This window comes from Flagellimonas ulvae, assembly GCF_049333175.1.
Lineage (GTDB): Bacteria > Bacteroidota > Bacteroidia > Flavobacteriales > Flavobacteriaceae > Flagellimonas.
In genome coordinates this window covers 1,345,206-1,369,566 of record NZ_CP186325.1, presented here as the reverse complement: position 1 = coordinate 1,369,566, position 24,361 = coordinate 1,345,206, and the positions used below count along the sequence as shown (strand labels likewise).

The 24,361-nt window shown below is 39.0% G+C and carries 23 protein-coding genes; 4 read left to right on the top strand and 19 right to left on the bottom strand.

Annotation, left to right across the window (positions count from 1 at the left end; all coding sequences use genetic code 11):
• Positions 1–30 precede the first annotated feature (30 nt).
• From ACOKFD_RS06250 to ACOKFD_RS06210, 9 genes are all read right to left on the bottom strand, one after another.
• Positions 31–1,608 carry an amidohydrolase family protein gene (locus ACOKFD_RS06250; protein ID WP_422860450.1) on the bottom strand — a complete coding sequence of 526 codons (1,578 nt, stop codon included), beginning with the start codon at positions 1,606–1,608 and terminating at the stop codon, positions 31–33.
• 9 nt (positions 1,609–1,617) lie between these two features.
• Positions 1,618–4,134: a M14 metallopeptidase family protein gene (locus ACOKFD_RS06245; RefSeq protein WP_422860449.1), complete on the bottom strand. Its 2,517-nt coding sequence runs from the start codon at positions 4,132–4,134 to the stop codon at positions 1,618–1,620.
• Between the two features lie 41 nt (positions 4,135–4,175).
• Positions 4,176–5,393 carry a sensor histidine kinase gene (locus ACOKFD_RS06240; RefSeq protein WP_422860448.1) on the bottom strand — a complete coding sequence of 406 codons (1,218 nt, stop codon included), beginning with the start codon at positions 5,391–5,393 and terminating at the stop codon, positions 4,176–4,178.
• Between the two features lie 160 nt (positions 5,394–5,553).
• Positions 5,554–8,916, bottom strand: a complete 3,363-nt coding sequence (gene secA, locus ACOKFD_RS06235; RefSeq protein WP_422860447.1) for a preprotein translocase subunit SecA — start codon at positions 8,914–8,916, stop codon at positions 5,554–5,556.
• A gap of 133 nt (positions 8,917–9,049) precedes the next feature.
• Entirely contained in the window at positions 9,050–9,274 is a 225-nt protein-coding gene (locus ACOKFD_RS06230; protein ID WP_106145445.1) for a DUF2795 domain-containing protein, read from the bottom strand.
• A 122-nt stretch (positions 9,275–9,396) separates the two neighbouring features.
• On the bottom strand, positions 9,397–9,957 hold the full coding sequence (locus ACOKFD_RS06225) for a cob(I)yrinic acid a,c-diamide adenosyltransferase (RefSeq protein WP_422860446.1): 561 nt from the start codon (positions 9,955–9,957) through the stop codon (positions 9,397–9,399).
• A 282-nt stretch (positions 9,958–10,239) separates the two neighbouring features.
• Positions 10,240–10,740: a hypothetical protein gene (locus ACOKFD_RS06220; protein ID WP_422860445.1), complete on the bottom strand. Its 501-nt coding sequence runs from the start codon at positions 10,738–10,740 to the stop codon at positions 10,240–10,242.
• Positions 10,741–10,742: 2 nt separating this feature from the next.
• On the bottom strand, positions 10,743–12,617 hold the full coding sequence (locus ACOKFD_RS06215) for an ABC-F family ATP-binding cassette domain-containing protein (RefSeq protein WP_422860444.1): 1,875 nt from the start codon (positions 12,615–12,617) through the stop codon (positions 10,743–10,745).
• Positions 12,618–12,630: 13 nt separating this feature from the next.
• Positions 12,631–13,806: a DUF4105 domain-containing protein gene (locus ACOKFD_RS06210; protein WP_422860443.1), complete on the bottom strand. Its 1,176-nt coding sequence runs from the start codon at positions 13,804–13,806 to the stop codon at positions 12,631–12,633.
• A gap of 105 nt (positions 13,807–13,911) precedes the next feature.
• Between ACOKFD_RS06210 and ACOKFD_RS06205 the strand changes: the two genes are divergently transcribed.
• On the top strand, positions 13,912–14,634 hold the full coding sequence (locus ACOKFD_RS06205) for a CDP-alcohol phosphatidyltransferase family protein (RefSeq protein ID WP_422860442.1): 723 nt from the start codon (positions 13,912–13,914) through the stop codon (positions 14,632–14,634).
• Here ACOKFD_RS06205 and lptB read toward each other — a convergent pair.
• The 4 genes from lptB to ACOKFD_RS06185 are packed head-to-tail and all read right to left on the bottom strand — an operon-like array spanning position 14,631 to position 17,570.
• Positions 14,631–15,371: an LPS export ABC transporter ATP-binding protein gene (gene lptB / locus ACOKFD_RS06200; RefSeq protein WP_298999454.1), complete on the bottom strand. Its 741-nt coding sequence runs from the start codon at positions 15,369–15,371 to the stop codon at positions 14,631–14,633. The two genes, ACOKFD_RS06205 and lptB, sit on opposite strands and share 4 nt — an antisense overlap.
• Before the next feature lie 57 nt (positions 15,372–15,428).
• On the bottom strand, positions 15,429–15,779 hold the full coding sequence (locus ACOKFD_RS06195; RefSeq protein ID WP_298999453.1) for a carboxymuconolactone decarboxylase family protein: 351 nt from the start codon (positions 15,777–15,779) through the stop codon (positions 15,429–15,431).
• A complete protein-coding gene (gene tatC, locus ACOKFD_RS06190; protein ID WP_422860441.1) occupies positions 15,769–16,605 on the bottom strand; it encodes a twin-arginine translocase subunit TatC in 837 nt (278 codons plus the stop codon). The genes ACOKFD_RS06195 and tatC overlap by 11 nt, the downstream gene beginning before the upstream one ends.
• Positions 16,605–17,570, bottom strand: coding sequence for a KpsF/GutQ family sugar-phosphate isomerase (locus ACOKFD_RS06185; RefSeq protein WP_422860440.1), 966 nt, complete (start codon positions 17,568–17,570; stop codon positions 16,605–16,607). Before ACOKFD_RS06185 ends, tatC begins: the two co-directional genes overlap by 1 nt.
• Before the next feature lie 189 nt (positions 17,571–17,759).
• Here ACOKFD_RS06185 and ACOKFD_RS06180 point away from each other — a divergent pair, with 189 nt between their 5' ends.
• The gene (locus tag ACOKFD_RS06180; protein WP_422860439.1) at positions 17,760–19,961 is read left to right on the top strand and encodes a RecQ family ATP-dependent DNA helicase; all 2,202 of its coding nucleotides are present in this window, start codon (positions 17,760–17,762) and stop codon (positions 19,959–19,961) included.
• Here the strand turns inward: ACOKFD_RS06180 and ACOKFD_RS06175 are convergent.
• From ACOKFD_RS06175 to ACOKFD_RS06160, 4 genes are read right to left on the bottom strand one after another with little or no spacing between them, the layout of a single operon-like run.
• A complete protein-coding gene (locus ACOKFD_RS06175; RefSeq protein ID WP_422860438.1) occupies positions 19,958–20,350 on the bottom strand; it encodes a DUF2752 domain-containing protein in 393 nt (130 codons plus the stop codon). The genes ACOKFD_RS06180 and ACOKFD_RS06175 overlap by 4 nt on opposite strands.
• Positions 20,337–20,621 carry a CD225/dispanin family protein gene (locus tag ACOKFD_RS06170; RefSeq protein WP_106145455.1) on the bottom strand — a complete coding sequence of 95 codons (285 nt, stop codon included), beginning with the start codon at positions 20,619–20,621 and terminating at the stop codon, positions 20,337–20,339. Before ACOKFD_RS06170 ends, ACOKFD_RS06175 begins: the two co-directional genes overlap by 14 nt.
• A gap of 27 nt (positions 20,622–20,648) precedes the next feature.
• Complete coding sequence (locus ACOKFD_RS06165; RefSeq protein ID WP_298999446.1) at positions 20,649–20,975, bottom strand: CCC motif membrane protein; 327 nt, start codon at positions 20,973–20,975, stop codon at positions 20,649–20,651.
• Between the two features lie 12 nt (positions 20,976–20,987).
• Positions 20,988–21,236, bottom strand: a complete 249-nt coding sequence (locus tag ACOKFD_RS06160; RefSeq protein WP_313819661.1) for a DUF2752 domain-containing protein — start codon at positions 21,234–21,236, stop codon at positions 20,988–20,990.
• 142 nt (positions 21,237–21,378) lie between these two features.
• Between ACOKFD_RS06160 and ACOKFD_RS06155 the strand changes: the two genes are divergently transcribed.
• On the top strand, positions 21,379–21,921 hold the full coding sequence (locus tag ACOKFD_RS06155; RefSeq protein ID WP_422861006.1) for a Smr/MutS family protein: 543 nt from the start codon (positions 21,379–21,381) through the stop codon (positions 21,919–21,921).
• On the opposite strand, the gene ACOKFD_RS06150 is transcribed toward ACOKFD_RS06155, so the two are convergent.
• Entirely contained in the window at positions 21,918–22,454 is a 537-nt protein-coding gene (locus tag ACOKFD_RS06150; protein ID WP_422860437.1) for a hypothetical protein, read from the bottom strand. The two genes, ACOKFD_RS06155 and ACOKFD_RS06150, sit on opposite strands and share 4 nt — an antisense overlap.
• A gap of 99 nt (positions 22,455–22,553) precedes the next feature.
• On the opposite strand from ACOKFD_RS06150, the gene ACOKFD_RS06145 reads away from it, so the two are divergent.
• Positions 22,554–23,702 carry a cysteine desulfurase family protein gene (locus ACOKFD_RS06145; RefSeq protein WP_422860436.1) on the top strand — a complete coding sequence of 383 codons (1,149 nt, stop codon included), beginning with the start codon at positions 22,554–22,556 and terminating at the stop codon, positions 23,700–23,702.
• Here ACOKFD_RS06145 and ACOKFD_RS06140 read toward each other — a convergent pair.
• Positions 23,680–24,348 carry a hypothetical protein gene (locus tag ACOKFD_RS06140; protein WP_422861005.1) on the bottom strand — a complete coding sequence of 223 codons (669 nt, stop codon included), beginning with the start codon at positions 24,346–24,348 and terminating at the stop codon, positions 23,680–23,682. The two genes, ACOKFD_RS06145 and ACOKFD_RS06140, sit on opposite strands and share 23 nt — an antisense overlap.
• Between the last annotated feature and the right edge of the window lie 13 nt (positions 24,349–24,361).

Here is a 24,361-nt window from a genome sequence, read left to right as displayed (position 1 = left end):
TATATCATCCTCAAACCAAACCTATGCTTTCTATTTCATTCCTGGCTGTTTTATCTTGTAGTTTAATTTTTGTTTTTCTTCAGCGACCATCTTTTTTACGTCCTGTAAAAGTGCTTTTGCGTCGAAGATAACACCGTCTTTAATAGTATACTTCACACCACCAACACGTACTACTTCGTTATCATCTGTTAACCGAATTGCTCCTGTTCCATAGAGTACTTTCAAATTTTTAAGAGGGTTTTCTTCTACAATGGCAAAATCGGCCATTTTTCCAATTTCAACAGAACCAATCTTGTCTGCCACACCTAATGCCTCTGCTCCATTCAAGGTTGCGGAACGGATAACTTCCATTGGATGGAAACCTGCTTCTCTCAATAATTCCATCTCACGGATGTAAGCAAAGCCGTATAATTGGAAAATAAAGCCAGAATCGGAGCCTGTTGTGACCCTTCCGCCTCGATTTTTGTATTCGTTGATAAAGGTCATCCATAACCTATAGTTATCTCGCCAAGCCACTTCTTGTTCAGTGCCCCAATCATGCCAATAAGAACCATGTGATATTTTACTGGGTTGGAAAAAAGCCCATACGGTAGGTAGTGCATAATCTTCATGCCATTCTGCCCTACGTGCTCGGTGCAAATCCCTACTAGCCTCATAGATGTTAAAAGTAGGGTCAATGGTAAAATCGAGGTCAATTAATTCATCCATGACCTTATTCCAGTGTTCGGAATAGGGTTTTGCCGCTTGCTTCCACAATTTTCCGGCTTCCTCAAAGCGGTCTTGTTCATTTTGATAGTTGTAGTCCAATGGATAATCCTGAACCGTTCTATCCACGAAAAGCGCTTCTGGAAGACCATACCAGTGTTCCATACTGGTCAGTCCTGCTCTTGCAGAGTTCAATACATTCCATCTGGCAACATCGACTTGCGCATGATGACAGGCAGAACGTAATCCCAGTTTTTTGTTTTCGTCCAAGGCTGCAGCCATAATTTCTGGTGGGGCGCCAAAGAATTTGATGCCATCGGCACCTCGCTCTGCATTGGCCCTCACCCATTTTCTGGCTTGTTCCGGCGTACTTATGGGGGTATCGTTGAGTGGATTAAAACCTTTGGTAGTTTGTCCGAATCCCGTGTAAGCAAAGATTCGTGGAGCAATAATCTCGTTCTTTTCGCTTTTTCTTTTCAAATCCAAGGTCCAATCGATGCTCCTTCCACTTGGTTCCCTTATGGTTGTAATTCCATGCGCCATCCACAACTTGAAAACATAATCGTAATCTGCACCTTGGGCAACACCTCCAATATGGCCGTGCATATCCACAAAGCCGGGTAAAAGATACATACCTGAACAGTCCAATTCCTTACCGCCGGTTTTCAACTTTGGACGTTTGGTTTCATCTATGGTCACTCCAGGATATCCAACAATCTTGATATCCACAATTTTGTTCTTTTCCACCACAATGTCAACAGGTCCTCTAGGAGGAGAACCATTTCCGTTGATTAAAGTGACCCCACGGATAATGAGTTGCGAAAAAGGACCCTCTTGCATTTCTTCCTGTCCATAAGATGAAAGGAAAGCAAAGGAGATCAAAAGTATGAGCAGTTTTTTCATAGTGTTTGGTTATTCTGGAATTCTGATTTTATTTCCCAAGAAAAGTGCATTTAAGAACAAACGATTGGTTCCGTACCATGACCCCCTAAAATTTGGGTTGTCGGCAAAAAGCACGGCCCTACCGCTCCCCACTTTACTTACTATCAAAGACGCAGAAGGTTTTAGATTTTCTTCCATGTTCTTTTTGGTGATAAAACCATCAATGTGCGGGTCGGCGGCATATTTGCCTACGGTAGCATATTCATTTTTGCTCGGAGCCAACCATATGGAGTTGTTTTTATATACGGGGATAGAGGTGTCACGATACCCAAAGCCCAAAGGGTGGGTGATATCCAAATCTACTTTAAAAATAGCACCTCCAACACTTTCTTTGCCCAGATTTTCTGATGCATCTACATAAGGCTTGCGCTGCACCACCTCTGTTGTGTCTTTCTCGGCATTGGTCAGTTTTTCTTTGACCAATTTTTTGTCGACTGCCCATTTAGAAGCACTTCCAATAGTGATTAAAGTATTTCCTTTACTGGTCCATGCCTTTATTTTATCCATCATCTTTTTAGAGAATTGATAGTTTCCGGATACCATAACTAAGGTGTTGTATTTATTCAGATTGGCCCTATTTAGGTTTCGCATAGGAATTTTAGTGATTGGCATATGCACTCGAGTATCCAGCAAGTGCCAAACTTCACCGGCTTCATAGGAACGTACTCCATCTCCAATGATCATTGCCACTTTTGGACGGGTTATGGGTTGAATATGACGACTTCCTAAATCAACTCCTTGCAGGCTATATCCAGAATTAACAGCATAAACTGGAACTTGATATCTCTTTTGGGCTTCACTGACAATGGTATATACTTCGTTGGCATCTTTTTTTTGAAGACTTACAGGAACTACAAGGGCTCCATAATTAAACTTTTTATCACCAGTAGTGGTTTTTGCGGTAAATGGCTTAAACGCAGAAGAGACAACTAAACCTTTTTCTTGCATGTGATTTAATGCAGCTACGGCATTGTAATCATCATAATCCACAATGTAAGCATAGGCGGTTTTTTGAACTGACCCTGGGGTAGCTAGCGCATCTAAATCAGTAACTTTTTCTCCTAAATTAAGGGAGGAAGTGGACTTGTAATCAATGTTGTAGAAATTGGCCACTGACCAGGCAGATGCATCATAATATACGCTGTCCCTATACTTCTCATAGGTTTCAAACATGGTTTGTACCATTCTATATTGCGGTTGTCTTGTGGGGACGGTGAAACTATTTCCACTTTTGTAGACGTCAATCTTATGAAGCAGTAGTTTGTCCACAAAAGCCTTCGTCCTATTTGCGTCGTATTCTTCTTTGAAGGTATATCCCCGTATTTTGGCCCGTGAAGCGTTGGTCAAGGCACTTTTAAAGAAATCTTGTTGGTACTTTCTCAAGGTAGCTTTATTCTCCACTGCCGCCTTTATCGTAGCAATACTGGATACATATTGATTTCTAATTGTAAACGGGAAGGTTATTTCCCCAAAAGCAGTGGTTTGTTTATGGCCTCTAGAACTTGCTTGTTCGAACAGTAAGGCCAAACCACCTTGAAGGTCTGGATAGGAGGAACCATACCCAGGATAGGTGCCATCAAAAACTTCTTTGGTAAAGTAGAAGGAACCAATACTGTCCAGAGATTTGGCAAAGTAATCTCCAAATAAATTGTTTAAATCCTCATAGTTTTCTTTGGGCATAATAGGATTCAGAGAAGCGTTATCCTTCATGGGTTCAAAGAAATAGGTGCTTTGGGTTCCCATTTCATGAAAATCTGTTACCACATTAGGGTACCATTGATGGTACCATTGTAATTTTCCCCGACTTTCCGGGTGAATGCCCAAAAGCCAATCCCGATTCAAGTCAAACCAATAGTGATTGGTACGGCCTCTTGGCCAATATTCATTATGCTCTACGTCCTGAGGGTCGGCAACCAAGGGATTGCCTTGGTACATATTAGCCCATTGAGTGTGACGATCTCTACCATCAGGATTTATAGTAGGGTCAATAAAAATGACCCCATTGTTCAAATAGTTTAAAATCTCTGGATGATTAGATGCTGCCAAAGTATAGGCAGTAAGAAGAGAGGCTTCGCCTCCAGAGGGTTCATTGCCATGAACATTATAGCCTAAATTGATAAAAACTGGTAATCCGTTGTAATCCGCAGGAGATTTTGAAGGGTCTGTATACTCAAGATGTTTTTCTTTGAGCGTTTCTAGATTGCTTAAATTTTTAGGTGAAGTAATTGTGAGAATGACCAGTTTTCGGCCTTCATGTGTTTTGCCATACTCATAATATGAAGCTCGTTCAGAGTTTTTGGCCAAATAATCCATATAGGCCACAATTAAATCATGTCTGGTGTGTCTTTCACCTATACCATGTCCCAAGAATTCTTCTGGAGATTGGATGTTGGAATCAAAGGGATGAAATTTTTTAAAAAAATAGTCTTGTGCAGAGATGGAAATGCTAAAAAGACATAACACTCCCAATAGAGATTTTTTGAACATTCGTGCAGGATTGGTTAATCCTTTAAAGATAGGAAAAGCTTTTAATCAATAGAATTGAATTCCTCGATTATTTCCTCAAATTCAATTCTGTAATAGGTACCTTTTTTTGACATATCCCTTGAGATGGTTCCCCGCAATTGTCTAGTAAGATTATATATCAGTTTTAAACCTAAAGATTTTGAGTTTTTTGGATCAAAATTATGGGAGTAGCCCTTTCCATTGTCGCCCAGATAAAGTTCATAACGGTTGTTGGGTAGTTTTTTCAAGGATATGGTTATTTCCCCATTCTCGTCTTCGGCAATACCATATTTAAGAGCATTTGTAATGGTTTCATTGATAATCAAACCTAAAGGGATAACAGTGTCAATGCTCAACTTGTTATCTTCAATGTCCAAATGCATTTTTACATTGTCAATATTTCCTTTGACGGAACGGACTAAGTAATCACATAGCTCTTTTACATAGGGTCTTAACTCTATTTTTGATAAATAGTCGTCTCGTTTATAGAGCATCTCGTGTACCATAGCCATTGAGACTACTCTGTTTTGGCTACTTTTAATAATACCACTGATTTTATCATCTGCAATAGATCTAGATTGCAGACTTAGTAGACTTGAAACGGTTTGTAGATTGTTCTTAACTCTGTGATGCACTTCTTTGAGCAAGGTTTCCTTTTCATTTATTCGTTCAAGGATTTCTTTGCGTGATTTGTACAGTTTATGATGAGCTTTCAATAGGTTTTTTCCAAAAACCCCACCCAATAGGTATACAGCAAAAACAGAACTTATAAAGGCAAACCACTTTTTTGAGCTTTCGGGAATAACGTTTTCCAAAATTCGAAAATCACCTAAATCATACAGGAACAGCATGGCAAGAACAACCAAATTTATGATAAGGTAAAAGTGCCCATAGATTTTAGTGGTAACATATCCTGCAAAAACGATTATGGCAAGAACGAATATAAAAGGACTCTGTATGCCTCCACTACAGAGCGTAATCAAAATTGCCCCGACCATAGATAACATCGAGGTTATATTGTATGTTAAAAGTATGTTCTTATGCAGTTTGTACAATAACGTGTTCAGTACATTGATACAAGCGAAACACAAGCACGTTAAAGGGATGATTTCCTTTATATCTAAAAAGAAAAAGCAGATTGCCCCGAATAGAACAGCAAACAATGAAGAACTATAATTAACTTTTAGTACCAAATCAATTTTATCTCGTAAACGATATTTATCCTTGACAGGAATCTTCATATGCTGCGATTGGTTATTCACCTGGTACTATAAAGAGGTCGAAGCTATAGTTTAGGTTAATTATATGGGGTAATAATGTTGTAAATCTAACTATGTTTTCTTTATAAACAAAAAACGACGGTCATTCTTGACCGTCGTTTTTCTCTTCTATCGAGATGGATTAGTCTTCAATGAGTACCCATTCGCCCTTATCTATCAAAGGCTCAGCTTGTTTGTATTTTACGGTCTTACTTTCGCCAGACATAACATTCTTAATCGTTACTCTGTCATTACGACCAATTTTCGGTTTTTCCCGTATGATTGTTTCTGTTATTTGTGGTCTTCGGCCTTGTGTCTGGCCTGCTGCACGATTCTGGGCTGCCAGTTCATCACTGTTAGGAATTTCCTCTTTCGTGGTCTGTAATTTTTCTTTAGGTCTACGTACGTTCCTAGCTTCTTGTATTTGATTGGTGCTTTCCGAAGGCAATTCTCCTTTATAAAGGAAGGAAATCACTTCTTTATTCACCTTGTCAATCATTTCTTTGAAAAGCTCAAATGCTTCAAATTTATAAATCAAAAGTGGGTCTTTTTGCTCGTGCACTGCCAATTGAACGGATTGTTTCAATTCATCCATTTTGCGCAAGTGCGTTTTCCAAGAATCATCGATTATGGCAAGAGTAATGTTCTTTTCAAAGTCGGTCACCAGCTGTTTTCCCTCACTTTGATAGGCATTTTCCAGATTGGTAACTACATTAAGCGTTTTGATGCCATCTGTGAATGGCACTACAATACGTTCAAATTTATTGGATGGGTCTTCATATACCCTTTTGATAACTTGAAAGGCGACTTCTGCACTTCGCTGCATTTTTTCTTGATAGAAATTATAGGCAGCTTGGTATACTTGATTTGCAATTTCTTGAAAATTCAGTTTTTGAAACTCTTCTTCAGAAACAGGAGAAGTGATGGAAAAATACTTTATCAGCTCAAATTCAAAGTTTTTGTAGTCCTCGGCCAATTTATTGGTCTCTGCAATAACTTCTGAAGTATCATAGATCATATTGGCAATGTCCACCTTCAGTCGTTCTCCTTGAAGCGCATGTCTTCTTCTTTTGTAAACCACTTCACGTTGAGCATTCATCACATCATCATACTCCAACAATCGTTTACGGATACCAAAGTTGTTTTCCTCCACTTTTTTCTGAGCGCGCTCAATAGATTTGGTCATCATGGAATGCTGGATTACCTCACCTTCTTCTAAGCCCATACGGTCCATCATCTTAGCAACCCTGTCCGAACCGAACAAGCGCATGAGATTGTCTTCTAACGAAACATAAAACTGGGAACTTCCAACATCTCCCTGTCGACCGGAACGACCTCTTAGCTGACGGTCTACACGTCTGGAATCATGCCTTTCCGTTCCTACTATTGCCAAACCACCTGCTTCTTTTACTTCATCAATCAACTTGATATCAGTACCCCTACCAGCCATGTTAGTGGCAATGGTTACCACGCCAGGCTTTCCTGCTTCGGCAACAATGTCCGCCTCTTTCTTGTGCAACTTCGCATTCAGCACGTTATGCGGTACCTTCCGAACACTTAGCAGCTTGGAAAGTAATTCGGAAATTTCAACCGAAGTAGTACCAATTAGAACAGGTCTGCCAGATTTAGAAAGCTCAGTAACCTCTTCTATAATGGCGTTATATTTTTCCCTTTTGGTTTTGTAGATCAAATCATTTCGGTCGTCACGGGCAATGGGTCTATTGGTTGGTATTTCCATAACATCCAATTTGTAGATTTCCCAAAATTCACCTGCTTCGGTAACGGCAGTACCCGTCATACCTGCCAGTTTTTTGTACATCCGGAAATAGTTCTGGAGCGTTACCGTAGCGAAAGTTTGGGTCATAGCCTCAATCTTCACATTCTCCTTCGCTTCAATAGCTTGATGCAGCCCATCGGAATAACGTCTACCGTCCATGATACGTCCCGTCTGCTCATCCACAATCATTACTTTATTGTCCATGACCACATACTCCACATCTTTTTCAAAAAGTGCGTATGCTTTTAAAAGTTGGGTCATGGTGTGGATACGTTCACTTTTTACAGCGAAATCCTTAAAAAGCTCTTCTTTAAGTTCAGCCTCTTTTTCAATTTCCAGGTTTTGCTGTTCAATCTTGGCAATTTCACCGCCAATATCGGGCATCACAAAGAAATCTTTGTTCTCTTCTCCAGAAAGGTAATCGACACCTTTGTCCGTTAACTCAATCTGATTGTTCTTTTCATCTATGGTGAACAGCAAATCTGCATCGACCTTGGGCATTTCCCGATTATTGTCCTGCATATAGAAGTTTTCGGTCTTTTGAAGTAACTGTTTTACTCCTTCTTCACTCAAAAACTTGATGAGGGCCTTATTCTTAGGTAATCCGCGGAACACACGAAGCAATAAGAAACCACCTTCTTTGGTATCACCTTCTTTGATAAGTCTTTTAGCTTCTGCAAGAACGCCGGTTAGGTGCTGACGTTGTTTCTGGACAATATCTGAAACTTTTGGTTTTAGCTCATTGAACTCATGACGGTCACCTTCGGGAACTGGCCCTGAAATAATCAACGGAGTACGCGCATCATCAATTAAAACAGAATCTACCTCATCCACAATGGCATAGTGGTGTGGTCGTTGTACCAAATCACCAGGTGCGTGTGCCATATTATCACGTAGATAATCGAAACCAAATTCGTTGTTGGTTCCATAGGTGATGTCAGAGTTGTATGCAGCTCTTCTTCCTTCTGAATTGGGTTGATGTTTATCTATACAATCCACAGAAAGGCCATGGAATTCAAATAGCGGAGCCATCCATGTACTATCCCTTTTGGCCAAATAATCGTTGACTGTTACCAAATGTGCGCCTTTTCCAGCAAGGGCATTTAAATAGAGTGGGAGGGTAGCTACCAAGGTTTTTCCCTCACCTGTTTGCATTTCGGCAATTTTTCCTTGGTGAAGTGAAATACCACCTATTAACTGGACATCGTAGTGAATCATGTCCCAGGTGACCTCCTTGCCCGCGGCGTCCCATGAATTTTTCCAGATGGCGTTATCCCCTTGAAGGGTTACATAATCCTTGGAACCTGAAAGAGAACGGTCAAATTCAGTTGCCGTTACCTGAAGAGTTTCATTATTTGCAAAGCGTTTGGCAGTTTCTTTCACCACGGCAAAAGCTTCGGGTAGAATATCGTTCAAGGTTTTTTCTGAAATAGCGTAGGCTTCTTCTTCAAGCTTGTCAATTTCAGTGTAGATTTCCTCATTTCGGTCAATATCCGTGGAGTTCTGGGCTTCCTCCTTTAGGATATCAATTTGGTCATCTATATCTTTTCGTTCTTCTTTTATCCTGGATTTGAAGTCAACCGTCTTTTGTCTAAGTTGGTCCAAAGACAAGGATTCGAGTTGCTGTTCAAAGGATTTTATCTCTTTTACCAAAGGTTGAAGTGCCTTTACGTCTTTTTCAGATTTATCTCCTACAAAAACCTTTAGTACGGAATTAATAAAACTCATGAAATGTTTTTCTTTTGGGTCGCAAAAGGTGTTCCATTGTCAAAAGTGGTTAGGAACTCCTTTGCAAGGGTGTCAAAATTACATAAAAAAAAGCCTCAGAAGAGACTTTTTAGTTTGCTTTATACTTGCGGAATCAATACTCATCCTCATTCCAGAGGTAATCTTCTTCCGTAGGGTAATCGGGCCAAATTTCCTCGATGGATTCATATACTTCGCCTCCTTCTTCTTCCATGGATTGCAAGTTTTCTACAACCTCCAACGGAGCTCCGGTTCTAATGGCGTAATCTATAAGTTCGTCTTTGGTGGCTGGCCAAGGCGCATCACTTAAATATGAAGCTAATTCTAATGTCCAGTACATAGTAACGGTTTGATTTTAAATTTTTTGCAAAAATAATTTTTAAAGCCAATTTGTCAAGTAAAATCGTAATTATTTAAAAATTATTTTGACTTTGCTAATTCTGTAACGCAAAAAATAAGGTTTTATTCATCTATTTTTTTTGGAATCCACTTGACTTCTTCTGCGTTCAATTGCTTTGACAACTTCCGTGCCAAGACAAAAAGGTAGTCAGAGAGACGATTAATATATGCTATTAGGTTCTCGGGGACAGGTTCTTTTTCATGCAAATACGATATCATACGTTCTGCTCTTCTACATGTGGTCCGTGCAACATGACAGTATGACACTGTTGGGTGACCTCCGGGCAGAATAAAATGGGTCATTGGAGGAAGCTCTTCGTTCATTTTATCAATCTCCTGTTCCAAAAACTCAATATCCTCGGTATTGATTCGTGGAATTTTGAGCCTGTTGTCTTTTTTGGGTTCTGTTGCTAAAATAGCGCCAACGGTAAAGAGCTTATCTTGAATGTGTATCAAAACCTCTTTGGAATGATCATCCATTTCTTGATCGCGCACCAAACCTAAGACCGAGTTAAGTTCATCAACTGTTCCATAACTTTCTATTCGAATATGGTGCTTGGGCACCCGCGTTCCTGTAAAAAGTGACGTATTTCCTTTATCTCCAGTCTTTGTGTATATCTTCATTCTTCTTTCCAGTTATCAATTACCAATTCACAATAAGCCAATAATCATTGTTCCTTGCAGATTGTTGCTTGTAGATTGTTCATTGTCGATTGTACAATGCTAATTGAACGTTGATCATTGGTCATCGTGTCTACGTTTCCCTTCCATGAATCTTCTCGACTTCCTTCTTTTTTGCCTCCTTTTGTTGGTAAAAAACACTATAAAGTATACTACGGCCAACCCTCCTAAAATGATGTAAATGGTATAATCCATACTAAACCTTTCTCAATTAAAAATACCCTTTTAAATCCGAATCGTAAAATGTTGTTTTACTTGCTCTTTGCGAATGAAAAGTAAACCGCAATGGAATAAATCCATGCTCACCGTGACCTTTTCGTTTTTTGTGAACTCCATCCAATGTGAAAATGTTTCCTTGGAGTTATAAATTCCTCCAAACACTATCAAGCTGTCGTTATGCAATTGAAAATTGGAAAAAACTTGTTTTGGATTTTGATTTAAAGCGGATTCAAAATACAGAATATCGATGGGGCTTCCCTTTTTAAAGGGGGTTTGGAAATTCAAGTCTAATTCTTCTTTAACAGCATCATTGCCTTGAACCGAAACTGATTTGGCATTGAAATACGGTATGCTTTTTAGTAAGACATTGATACTTTTATCTTTTGACTTTTTCGGTTTCGTATACAAACACTTGGTCAAATAATTAAAAACAAAAGGAGAATGGATTCCATGTTGGTTGGTAGACTTTACAAGAAACTTGAAATATGATTTTACCCTAAAACTCATTTCTACCCTTCAAGGATTGCGGAAAGTTCGAACCAGCGCTCTGTTTTTTCTTCCAATGCGTCCGTAATTTTACTAAGTTGAATGGAAAGGTCTTTGATTTCATCTGAGGTAAGCTCAGTATCTGAAAACTTATTTTGAAGTGTTTTTTTCTGTTCTTCCAGTTTTTGAATATCCTTTTCCAGCTGTTTATGTTCTTTTTGCTCTTGATAGGAAAGTTTTCCCGAGGTCTCGCGTTGTCTCCAATGAATCTTCTCTTCTTTCTCTACAGTTTCCTTATTCTTTCGGGCCTCAATTATGCGGCTATTTTCATAAGCTCGATAGTCTGAATAATTTCCTGGAAAATCTTCAATGATACCATCTCCTTTAAATACAAAAAGGTGGTCCACGATTTTATCCATAAAATACCTATCGTGAGACACTATGACCAAGCACCCAGGAAAATCCAATAGAAAGCTTTCCAAAACATTTAGGGTCACAATATCCAAATCGTTGGTGGGTTCATCCAGGATAAGAAAGTTGGGGTTTTGAATTAAAACGGTACATAAATAAAGACGTTTGCGTTCTCCTCCACTAAGTTTCTCTACAAAATCATACTGTTTTTTTCGGTCAAAAAGAAAACGCTCCAAGAGTTGCTGGGCAGAAATCTGTTTTCCTTTTTTAAGGGGAATATAATCTCCAAACTCACGGATAACATCAATAACCTTTTGTCCTTCTTTTATGGAGATGCCTTTTTGGGTATAGTACCCGAACTTAACCGTTTCACCTGCCACAATTTTCCCAGAATCCAATCCCTCACTTTGGGTAAGCATGTTCAGAAAGGTGGATTTACCTGTTCCATTTTGACCAATAATTCCAACACGCTCACCTTTAATAAAATTATAGCTGAACTTGGAGAGTATGGTTTTATCCCCAAAAGATTTGGAAATATTATGAAGCTCTAGAATTTTATTGCCTAAACGCTCCATATTGAGTTCCAGTTGTACCTGATGGTCTTCTCTTCTTTTTTTTGCCTTTTGTTTGATTTCTTGGAAATCATCAATTCTGGATTTGGATTTAGTGGTCCTTGCCTTAGGCTGTCTTCGCATCCAATCCAGTTCTTTTTTGAAGAGTATTTTGTTTTTATGCTGTTCTACGGCCTCTCGTTCCTGTCTCGCTTCTTTTTCCCTTAAATAGTAAGAGTAATTGCCCTTGTAACTGTACAACTGCTTGTTGTCCAGTTCCAGAATTTCGTTGCAGACCCGTTCCAGAAAATACCTATCGTGGGTGACCATGAAAAGGGAAAGGTTCTCCTTGGAAAAATATGCTTCCAACCACTCAATCATATCCAAATCCAAATGGTTTGTGGGCTCATCAAGAATCAATAAATCAGGTTTATTGAGCAGTGCACTTGCGAGTGCTAATCGTTTTTTTTGCCCTCCGGATAGTGCGCCTACTTTTACATTTAAATCTGATAAATGTAGTTTGAACAACACTTGTTTGTACTGGGTTTCAAAATCCCATGCATTATGCTGTTCCATGGCTTCAAAAGCTTTTTGATATTGCTCGGAATCATCCGGATTTTGTAATGCCTTTTCGTAATTAGATATTATTTTTAAGATTGGATTTTCTGAGCTTAGGATAGACTGTTCTACCGTTAGGTTTGGGTCTAGAGCCGGTTCTTGCTCTAAAAAGGCTACTTGTATTCCCTTTCTCTTAGTGACTTGACCGGTTTCTGGAACATCTTTTCCTGAAATAATGTTCAATATGGAAGTCTTCCCACTTCCGTTTTTAGCGACCAACGCAATTTTCTGCCCCTTATTTATTCCAAAGGAAAGATTGGAGAACAACACCAATTCCCCATAAGACTTTGCTATATTTTCTACGGTAAGCAGATTCATTCAATAGGGGTTTTCAATATTTTAATCTAAAACAACGGAGTAAATACCAATACCGAATTCCCAAAGCTAGGAATATGGGAATCAAAACGGGGGAGAAGACCTGAACCCCAAAAATCCAAAGCAGTAGAACTAATCCAATCAAACTCAAGGCAAGGATAATATACCGAGGTGTCCATTCCGGAAGTTGAGGTTGGAAGATAAGGATGAAAGCAACCACTAAGTTGAGTGGAAATGCCCAAAGAATATTGTAATTGTATGGCGTGGATGTATGGTCTGTAGCGATCCATAGAAGTAACAGTGCTAAACCTACTAAACCAGAAATCAACAACATGGAAAAATCCAACCATTTACTCCTAGTCTTATGTCGTGTGTCCAAATATGTAATGATTCCAACAAAAACTAAAAACAATGAAAGCCAAAACAAAGGAGATAGCGGAAAATACCCGTTTGGCTCCTGTTCGGAGTAATCTAGAATATCTCGTGTTCTCATTACCAAAGGTTTGCCGTCAATGGTTGTGTTGTCTATTTGGTCCATAGTATAATATGGCAAAAACATATGTTCCCTTACCGTGGCCTTGCGGTCTACCACAGAACCAAAAGCCAAATCAATCCCAAAAGAAGACCATGAATTAAGGTTTAGAAATTGTCTTACCAACTGACGGAAGGTAAATCGTTCGTTAAGATGCGATTCTCCAAAGACAATGGAATCGCCAAATAATTTCTTCAGAATATCTCCTGTGATGCTAGAACAATTGTTAAGTAGGGGGTCATATAAATAATCGCGATTTTCTGGGAGGTAGTTGGTTTCTAAAAAAGCAAGAAACTCATTTTTTTGCCCAAGGGTCAAATCAAGAATTTGCTCTTTTACCCATCGTTTTTCTAGTTCATACTCAAAAAGAAAGTTGTCAAAAGACCTTCTGGATAGGGAGTATATCATTTTGCCTTTGACAAAATTTAGATAAAAGTTAGGTTGATCAAAATCAAAAGTTCCGTAGTTATAGACCACATCAATGCCCAAAATGGGATCTTGAACCCGAATAGCAGTGTGCCCAAATGTTGAATAGAGTTGGTCCCCGGTTGCGCATGTAAGTACGCTGATCTGGGAGTTATTTGAAAGTCCTGGAACTTGGCTTAATCCAATACTGCTTGAGAACAGTAAAATCAAGGAAAGTAATATACGTATTCTCATAGATGTTGTTGACTTGGCAAATATCAGAATAAAACCAACATAGCCTAGTGTTTAGGTAATCACACTCTATTTTTTTAGGTTATTTTTACCAAAATCTAACCCTTTATGAAACAACACATCCCTAATTTCATTACCCTTTTAAATCTTTTTAGCGGATGCATAGCGGTTGTTTTTGCTGTGCTCAACAAACTGGAATTGGCCGCACTCTTTGTTTTTCTAGGTATTTTCTTTGATTTTTTGGATGGTCTTGCCGCACGTATGCTCAAAGTGCAGAGTGAAATAGGAGTGCAGTTGGATTCCCTTGCGGATATGGTTACCAGCGGTGTAGTTCCTGGGATTGTAATGTTTCAGTTGTTGAATATGTCCCATGCAGGCGGTTGGAACACGGGTTTTTTTGGAAACGAAACGGCATTACTACCGTTTTTTGGTTTTGTAATTACGTTGGCGTCGGCCTATCGCTTGGCCAAGTTTAATATTGATGAAAATCAAGTAAGTTCATTTATAGGATTACCTACCCCGGCCAATGCATTGCTCATTCTTTCGTTGCCACTTATCTTATTGTATCATTCCAATGATGCATTAAATGCGATTATCCTCAACGAATGGTTTTTAATTGTTTTAACCTTATTGAGCGCCTTTCTTTTAAACGCCAATATTGAACTGTTCGCTTTAAAATTTAAACATTGGGGATTCAAGGGAAACGAAGTACGTTATCTCTTTTTAATTGGAAGTCTGGTACTTTTGTTGACTTTAAAGTTTTTGGCGGTACCTACTATTATTGTCCTGTATGTTTTAATGTCTTTACTGATGAAGACAAGTGGTAATTAGAAATTGAGCTTTTTCTTTCTGAGCTCAAAATTCTGTCCTAAATATACTTTTCTAACCATTTCATCCTTGGCCAAGTCTTCAGGAATACCCGCTTTAAGAATTCCTCCTTCAAACATAAGATAGGAGCGCTCCGTAATGGCCAGAGTTTCTTGTACGTTGTGGTCGGTAATTAAGATGCCTATATTTTTATTTTTCAATTGGGCCACGATACGTTGAATATCCTCTACGGCCACAGGGTCTACTCCTGCAAAAGGCTCATCCAACAATATAAACTTGGGGTCAGTGGCCAATGCCCTGGCAATTTCTGTACGTCTGCGTTCCCCACCTGAAAGTAAATCGCCTCGGTTTTTGCGAATATGGCCCAAACCAAACTCATCAATGAGCGACTCCATTTTCATGTGTTGCTCTTTTTTGCTCAATTTGGTAAGCTGTAGAACGCTCAATATATTTTTTTCAATACTGAGTTTCCTAAAAACAGAGGCTTCTTGTGCCAAATAACCAATGCCATTCTGGGCTCTTTTATACATGGGGAACGAAGTTATCTCCATGTCATCTAAAAAAATCTGGCCCCCGTTGGGTTTAATCAAGCCAACAATCATGTAAAACGAAGTGGTTTTTCCCGCACCGTTGGGCCCTAAAAGACCTACAATTTCTCCTTGGTTTACCTCAAGGCTGATACCTTTTACTACCTTACGCCCACGATAGGCCTTCATTATGTTTTCTGCCCTAAGCTTCATATAAACGTGCCAAATCTAATGATATTCGCAATGATTGATATGGGTTTTATCATCTTTTTAGGATTCCGTTTCCTCAAGTGCTTCCCAATATTCGTAGGCTCTCCTTAGGTGTGGAATCACTATGGTACCTCCTATCAATGTGGCTATGCCCAAGGTTTCCATTACCTCTTCTTTGCTGGCCCCAGCTTCTTTAACACTTTCTAGATGATAACTTACACAATCATCACATCGTAAAACCGCGGAAGCTACCAAACCCAATAATTCTTTGGTTTTCACATCCAAAGCACCTTCCATAAAGGCATTGGTGTCCAAATTGAAAATACGCTTGATGATTTTGTTATTGTCTGCCAATATTTTTTCGTTCATTTTGGAACGATAGGCATTGAATTCTTCTACTTTACCCGGCATTTTGCTTTGCTTTTTTTGCTTCTTTTTTCAGTACAACTTTTGAGATGTAGATGCTGATTTGATAGAGAATCAAAACAGGAACGGCAACCACAATTTGACTAGCTATATCGGGTGGAGTAATTATAGCTGATAAAATAAGGACGATGACCAATGCAATTTTTCGATATTTTTTGAGAATTGCCGGCGTGACCAGACCCACTTTGGTCAGAAAATAGATGATGATAGGTAATTCAAACATGATTCCACATGCAATCACCGAAGCTCTCACCGTAGCAACATACGAGGGAAGGTCTATTTCGTTCAATACCTCTTTACTTACTTGATATGTGCCTAGAAAATTAATAGACAACGGAGCGACCACATAGTATCCAAAAAGTACACCTAAAAAGAATAAGAAAGAAGCTACCAGAATAAAACCTTTGGAATACTTTCTCTCATTGGCATGTAGTCCGGGACTGATAAATTTCCATAGTTCCCAAAGCACATAGGGGAAAGCAATAATGAATCCTGCCCAAATGGATGTCCAGATATGAGCGGAAAACTGACCCGCCATGGTTCTATTTTGAATTTTAAAAGGTAGCTCCGTACCGCAAAATTCTGAATCTACTCCAAAAAAGGTTGCTATGTTACAAAAGAAGCGGTAGGTGGGAAAATCCAAGTTTTTTGGACCGAACAAAACAACATCAAAAATAAAGCTCCTAGCAAGAAAAGCCACACATGCTACTATTACCACAGCAATGGTAGAACGAATCAAATGCCATCGTAATTCTTCCAAATGGTCCAGAAAGGACATTTCATCGGGGTCTTGGGTCGTAGTCTTTGTCATTACAGAATTCCCTCATTTATGAGATTATGGATATGAACCACTCCTTGATATTCTTTGCCATCTAAAACCAAGAGTTGGGATATCCCTTTTTTCTGAAGCAGTTCCAATGCCTTTACGGCCAAAGTGTCTTTAGTAACGGATTTTGGATTGTGGGTCATAATTTCTTTTGCGGTCAAAGCACTTATGTTATCATGTTTTTTCAGCATTCTTCTAATATCTCCATCCGTGATTACACCAACCACTTTATCGTTGTCCATAACGGCTGTTGCCCCCAACATTTTTTCCGAGATTTCAACAATTACTTCTTTTACACTGGAGTTTATGCCGACCTTGGGTTTTTGATTCTGAGCCGCTATGTCGGAGACACGTAGGTACAATTTCTTTCCTAGAGTACCTCCCGGATGATATTTTGCAAAATCATCACTACTAAAACCTCTAAGTTCCAAAAGACAGATGGCAAGTGCATCTCCCATGGCCAATTGGGCCGAAGTACTTGTGGTAGGAGCCAAGTTGTTGGGGCAGGCTTCCTTTTCTACAAAAGTATTTAGTGTAAAATCAGCTTGCTTGGCCAAAACGGAATCCATGTTTCCCGTAACACCAATCAATTTGTTTTTCCTGAGTTTGATAAGTGGAATTAAGGCCTTTATCTCTGGCGTGTTTCCACTTTTAGATAGGCAAATGACCACATCATTTTGTTGAACCGTTCCTAAATCGCCATGTATCGCATCCGCAGCATGCATAAAAATGGCGGGAGTTCCCGTAGAATTTAAGGTAGCCACAATCTTGGATGCAATAATGGCACTTTTCCCAACGCCAGAAACCACAACTCTGCCATTGCTTTCCATAATATGTTGGACAGCTTCGGCAAATTCGTCATCCAGGTAATTTACAAGATTGGCTATAGCCTTGCTCTCAATTTCAATCGTACGTTTGGCAATGGATAAAATGGACTGTGTGTCGCTCAAGTTAATTAAAAGTTTATTGGGTTGCATTCCTAAAAGAATGTCTTATATTTAAGATTACAAAACTAAACAAACTATCTTTTACCAGACTATTTATGTGTTGATGAAAGTGACTCTTTGTTAAATTAGGGTTCTAAATGTTGGAGAGAAATTCTTCTTTAATGGTTGATAGGTTTAAACAGAAATACGGAAATGAGTCTTACAAACTCCAACTTACTTGAGTCCCTCAAAAAATATTTTGGATTTTCACAGTTCAAGGGTCTTCAGGAAGATGTTATCAAGAATATTACACAAGACAAAGATACTTTTGTAATTATGCCCACAGGAGGGGGCAAGTCACTTTGTTATCAGCTCCCAGCTTTGATGAAGGAAGGGACCGCTATAGTAGTTTCCCCCCTTATTGCTTTAATGAAAAATCAGGTAGATGCCATCCGAGGTGTTTCAGAAGAGCATGGCATTGCCCATGTGCTCAACTCTTCATTGACCAAAACGGAGGTTAAACAGGTTAAGGAAGATATTTGTAATGGAGTTACCAAGCTCCTGTATGTGGCACCAGAATCATTGACCAAAGAAGAAAATGTGGATTTTCTGAGTTCGGTCGCTCTCTCTTTCGTTGCCGTGGATGAAGCACATTGTATTTCGGAATGGGGCCATGATTTTAGACCTGAGTACCGAAACTTAAAAAGTATTATTGGAAGGTTAGGGAATGATATTCCGATAATTGGCCTTACCGCTACCGCAACTCCCAAGGTCCAGGAAGATATCATTAAAAATTTGGGGATGAACGACGCCAAGGTTTTTAAAGCATCGTTTAATAGACCAAATCTTTTTTATGAGGTTAGACCAAAGACCCAAAACGTTGATGCAGATATTATTCGATTTGTAAAACAGAACCAAGGCAAGTCTGGTATAATTTATTGTTTGAGCAGAAAAAGGGTGGAAGAACTTGCGCAGGTGCTTCAGGTAAATGGTGTCAGTGCTGTACCCTATCATGCTGGTTTTGATGCCAAAACACGTTCCAAATATCAGGACATGTTCCTCATGGAAGAGGTAGATGTTGTTGTGGCAACCATTGCCTTTGGAATGGGTATCGATAAACCGGATGTTCGATTTGTTATCCATCATGATATTCCAAAAAGTATAGAAAGCTATTATCAAGAAACAGGTCGTGCCGGAAGGGATGGTGGCGAAGGACATTGTTTGGCTTTTTACTCCTACAAGGATATTGAAAAGTTGGAAAAATTTATGTCGGGAAAGCCTGTGGCAGAACAAGAAATCGGGAATGCACTCCTCCAGGAAATTGTTGCCTACGCAGAGACTTCCATGTCCAGACGAAAATTTATCCTTCATTACTTTGGTGAAGAATTCGATGAGGTAAACGGAGACGGTGCGGATATGGACGACAATACCCGAAACCCGAAGAAAAAGGAAGAGGCCAAAGAAGAGGTCATTAAGTTGCTAACTGTGGTTCAAAAGACCAATGAGAAATTCAAAACCAAAGAGATTGTAAAAATATTGGTGGGTAAGGTAAATGCCATGATTTCTTCCCACAAAACAGATGAAAAAGATTTTTTTGGTATTGGTCACTCAAAAGATGAAGCTTTTTGGATGGCGCTAACCCGTCAGGTTTTGGTAGCAGGTTTGCTAAAGAAGGAAATTGAACGTTACGGTATTATACATTTAACCGATAAGGGCAAAACGTTTTTGGAAACCCCAAATTCGTTTATGATGACCCAGGACCATGTATATACCGAAGAATCCAACAATGGCATTATAACCGCTGGCAAATCGAGTGGAGGAGCGGCAGATGAAAATCTGTTGAAATTGCTTAAGGACCTCAGAAAGAGGGAGGCCAAAAAGCTACAAGTGCCTCCTTTTGTTGTTTTTCAAGACCCTTCGTTGGATGATATGGCCTTAAAGTACCCAATTAATATGCAGGAACTGCTGAACATTCATGGGGTAGGCGAGGGCAAGGCAAAAAAATATGGAAAGCCGTTTGTTGGATTAATTTCACAATATGTAGAAGAGAATGACATCATTCGCCCAGATGATTTGGTAGTGAAGAGTACCGGCGCCAATTCAGGACTAAAACTGTATATAATCCAAAATGTGGACCGTAAACTTCCTTTGGATGACATTGCTTCGGCCAAGGGATTGGAACTTCCTGCACTCATCAAGGAAATGGAACAAATAGTCTTTAGTGGAACCAAATTGAATATTTCCTATTGGATTGATGAAATTTTGGATGAAGATCAACAAGAAGAAATCCACGATTACTTTTTAGAAGCAGATACGGATTCCATCCCTGATGCAGTTGAAGAGTTTGAAGGCGATTATGAGGATGAGGAGCTACGCCTCTACCGACTCAAGTTTATTAGTGAGGTAGCGAATTAAGGAGCCAAATACTCAAACGGGATCCCTTTAAGATTCCTTAGTATCGTAAAAACTGTAATTACTACCAAAATTACTATTGGGGCATAGCGATAACCAATAAGGCTTTTAGAAGATATAATTCCGGTTTTTGATAGCACATGCTGCATAACGAGTGCCAAAAAGGGAAGGAATAAGAAATTATGCCCGAATACTTCTACAATTCTAAAGTGCAGGAGGTCGTGGGCTGCCCTTTGAGAGCCACAGCCTGAACAATAGATACCCATGTACTGCTCTACCGGGCATTTTGGAAAAAACAAGTTCGTTTCCGGATTATAGGAAAAGAAAAGGAGTACTGCTCCAAGAAACAGTACTCCTAAACTTATGAAACTTGCTTTTTTAAAAACCTGCATCGGCAGCACTGGCAAAAATGGCAAATCCAAAAAAGATAAAATAGACTATTGTTACAAGTAGACCAACACCTGCTCCAATCATAGCCCACATTTTTGCATTTTTAGAGGCTTTTTCAGCCTCTTCATATTCGCCCCTTGCATAGGCCTCATTCACTTTGCTCGCATAAACAATACTGGCTATTCCGGTTGGAAGACAGCAAAAAATCGTACTTAAAATGGCCCATACCAGATAATTATTTGGTTTTGGCGGCAGTCCCGAATTATTTTCCATGTTATGAATTATTGGTTAAAATCTGTTTTATTGATACTGTTCTAATAGTTCTTGAATTCTTTCTGGATCCTGAAGATTTTCCCATCCAAAAGTAGAAATAGCCCAGATAGTCATTAACAAGTAAATTACGTTTAAAACAATACCTATAATGGCTAATGTTTTTCCAGTTTTTACATTCTTAATTCCATCGTACATTTCTGGATTTTCAGCATATAGCTTGATGGCTTTGTTGGCTAAAACCAGAGCTATGACACCAAAAATAAGCCCAAGTACGCCATAACAACAGCAGGTTACAATGGATATTATGCCGAAGACTAATATCAACGTTGAATTTGGTAATTTTTGTTGTTCCATTTGTATTGATTTTTAGTTGAAAAGATTATTCATTTTTAGTAAGTAGCTTACGATAATGGTTCCGACTGTTATCGTTATGAAGAACCATTTCAAAAAAACCACATGTTTGAATTTTACAAACAAAGTAGAGCCTAAAAAAAGAAGCAAAAAAATCATCGGATAAATAGCCGGATACATCTTAAAGGCTGCCAAAAACTCACCATGTAACAATAAATCCAGTGAACGTTGTAAACCGCATCCCGGGCATTCCACTCCAAACATTTTTTTGTTCAGGCAGGGCATCATGTACCTTTCGCTATGAATTAACAATGTGGTAATTATTGGTTTCATCATGTGAACTTAGGCATCGAAAATTACCATTATTTTTGCACTTTCGATTGATTTTTTTTAACAAACTGTTATGATGTCAGATTTTGGGGTAGGTGATAAAGTGGAAGTGCTGGATGATTCTGTCCAAGGCGTTGTGGAAGCAGTGAACGGAGATTTAATTAAGGTGCTCCTTGAAGATGGGTTTTCAATGGAATATGAAGCATCTGAACTGGTTAAAGTTGGAGGAGCAATTACTGTAACCAATTTCGAGGCAGCTAAAGTCAAAACGGAAAAGGAAATTCCCAAGAAAAAGAACTTAGCCACAGTAAAACCCAAAGAAAGGAATATGCCCAAAATGGAAGTGGACCTTCACATCCATAATTTAGTGAAATCCACACGGGGCATGTCAAATTTCGATATGTTGAACATCCAAATGGAAACTGCAAAGCGGCAATTGGATTTTGCCATAAAAAAAAGAATCCAGAAAGTGGTGTTTATTCATGGAGTAGGTGAGGGAGTGCTTAAGGAAGAACTATACTATCTCTTCAAAAAGTACGATAACCTAAAATTCTATGATGCGGAATACCAAAAATATGGATTAGGGGCCACGGAAGTTTATATTTATCAGAATCCCTAGTTGGTCTCTTCAGTTTCCGTGGGTATTACCGTTGTTACATCACCAAACTCATCAACGGCCAAATTGGTTATTCGCTCTCCAGCCTCATTTACAAAGGAAATGCCACTCAGGCTTATGGTATGAACAAAGCTTGTATTGTCCTCATTTGCTGTTGTCTCGATAATGACCAGGCCATCTTGAGCTTCAATCTCTTCTAACACAGTGGGTGTTGCGGGTGGAATAGCATCACAAAAATAACTGGATGTAATACCGTCTGAAAAAATACGGTATATAAGTGAGGACTGGCTCGAAACTGAACTTTCAGTAGTAATGGTTTCTCCAACCACGCCATTGTCCAAAACTCCAGTTTGTAACTCCAGAATTAGGGCTTCGCTCTCATTAACTTTAAATAAAAGTGTAGTTGAGGTAGTCACCGGACTATCACAAGATTGCACAGAAACACTATTGAAATCTATGGTTTCAATTTGCAAATCACCATCGCTGCATGCAATCAAACTTGCTAAACCTGCCAAGGAGAACAAAATTTTCTTCATGGGCCAAATTTAATTGAATACAAATCAAACCAAGGAATTCTTTAAAAGAAATTAACGCATTTGGCCTATTTTTGAAAAATCAAATTTGATAGCTGATACATGCAAAAAGTTTACTTGGACAATGCGGCCACTACTCAGATTAGGGAAGAGGTGATACAACGCATGCACGAGGCTTTAAGTGCCCATTACGGAAACCCTTCTTCTACCCATAGTTTTGGAAGAACTGCCAAAACTGAAGTGGAACAAGCCCGAAAGACCATAGCGAAGATGATGAATGCCCACCCTTCCGAAATTATATTTACTTCAGGGGGTACGGAAGCAGACAATATGATTTTACGTTGTGCAGTTCGTGATTTAGGGGTAAAGACCATAATTACTACCAAAATAGAGCACCATGCTGTATTGCATACCGCTGAAGAATTGGAAAACGAGTATGGGATCCAACTTCAATTTGTGGATTTAAATAGGGATGGCAACCCAGAAATAGGTCACTTGGAAACGCTTTTAAAAGCTGATGATTCCAAGAAACTGGTAAGTCTGATGCATGTCAACAATGAAATAGGAAACATTATTGACATTGAACATATTGGAAAACTTTGTTCCGAAAATGGAGCTTTATTTCATTCAGATACTGTTCAATCCGTGGGCCATTATCCATGGGATGTAACTGAAGTTCCTATAGACTTTTTTACTGCAGCAGCACATAAGTTTCACGGACCAAAAGGGATAGGTTTTGCATTTATTCGTAAAAACTCTGGATTGAAACCTTTGATTTTTGGAGGCTCTCAAGAGCGAGGGTATCGTGCTGGAACAGAACCCTTTCACAATATTGTTGGATTGGAAGAAGCTTTCATCAAGGCTTATGAGAACTTGGAGTCAGAAAGTAAAGCTGTTAAGGAATTGAAGGCGTATTTTGTAAATAAGATAAAGCAAGAATTACCCGAGGTTGAGTTTAATGGCCTTTCTGGGGATTTGGAGAAAAGCACGTACACGTTGACCAATGTGCGACTACCTTTTGACAAACAGAAAGCTTTGATGCTGTTGTTTCATTTGGATATGAAGGGAATTGCTTGCTCCAAAGGAAGCGCTTGCCAGTCTGGAAGCAATTTGGGCTCCCACGTACTACAAGAGATTTTGAATGCGGAAGAGTTGGAAAAACCCTCCATTCGCTTTTCTTTTTCAAAATACAATACTAAAGAGGAACTAGATTACGCTATCGGTGTGCTCAAGGAGTTTGCTGCTGGTTGATTTTCTTTTTTCGCTTTTTTTCCTTGTCGTAGGGAAATTTTCTTGAAGCTAGCTTCATCATTCTGTCTATGAGCTCGGTTGTGTTTTTTCCGGTTTTTTTGGTAATTGCTTTTTCGTATTTCCAAAGAAGCTTACCTGTTTCACCATCACTGACTTTTACACCAATACGACCATAATTTGCATCTCCGCTGAAATAATCCAAAAAGCTAAAATCAGTGGGGACACCTTTGGACAGCAATATATTCAGATTTAAGTTTCCGCTGATGATTCCATCCACTTTTAAAATTTCGCAGAGTTGTTTGGTGGTGTAGATGTCCAAATTGCCATAATCTATACCGTTTTGGCTGAGCACCGCATTGGTATCTTCAATATTCTGAAAATCAACATTGAATTTTTTTCTTTTCTTTCTTTTTGAGAAATACGTTTCCAACGCATTTTGCACGGCATATCCCTCTTTTTCTGCAAGCTTCTTGAGTTCTGTGGATGGAACTTTTTGTTCTAAATCCAAATTGGCAATAAAGGGTACTATAGCCAATACCTCATGATTTTCAGTTAGTTCATCAAATCTGCGATTTTCATAGATATTTTTTTGTGCAGAAACCTGAACTACACTCATTAGCACAAAAAAGAAAAAAAAATGCTTCATCATCTACTTAAAG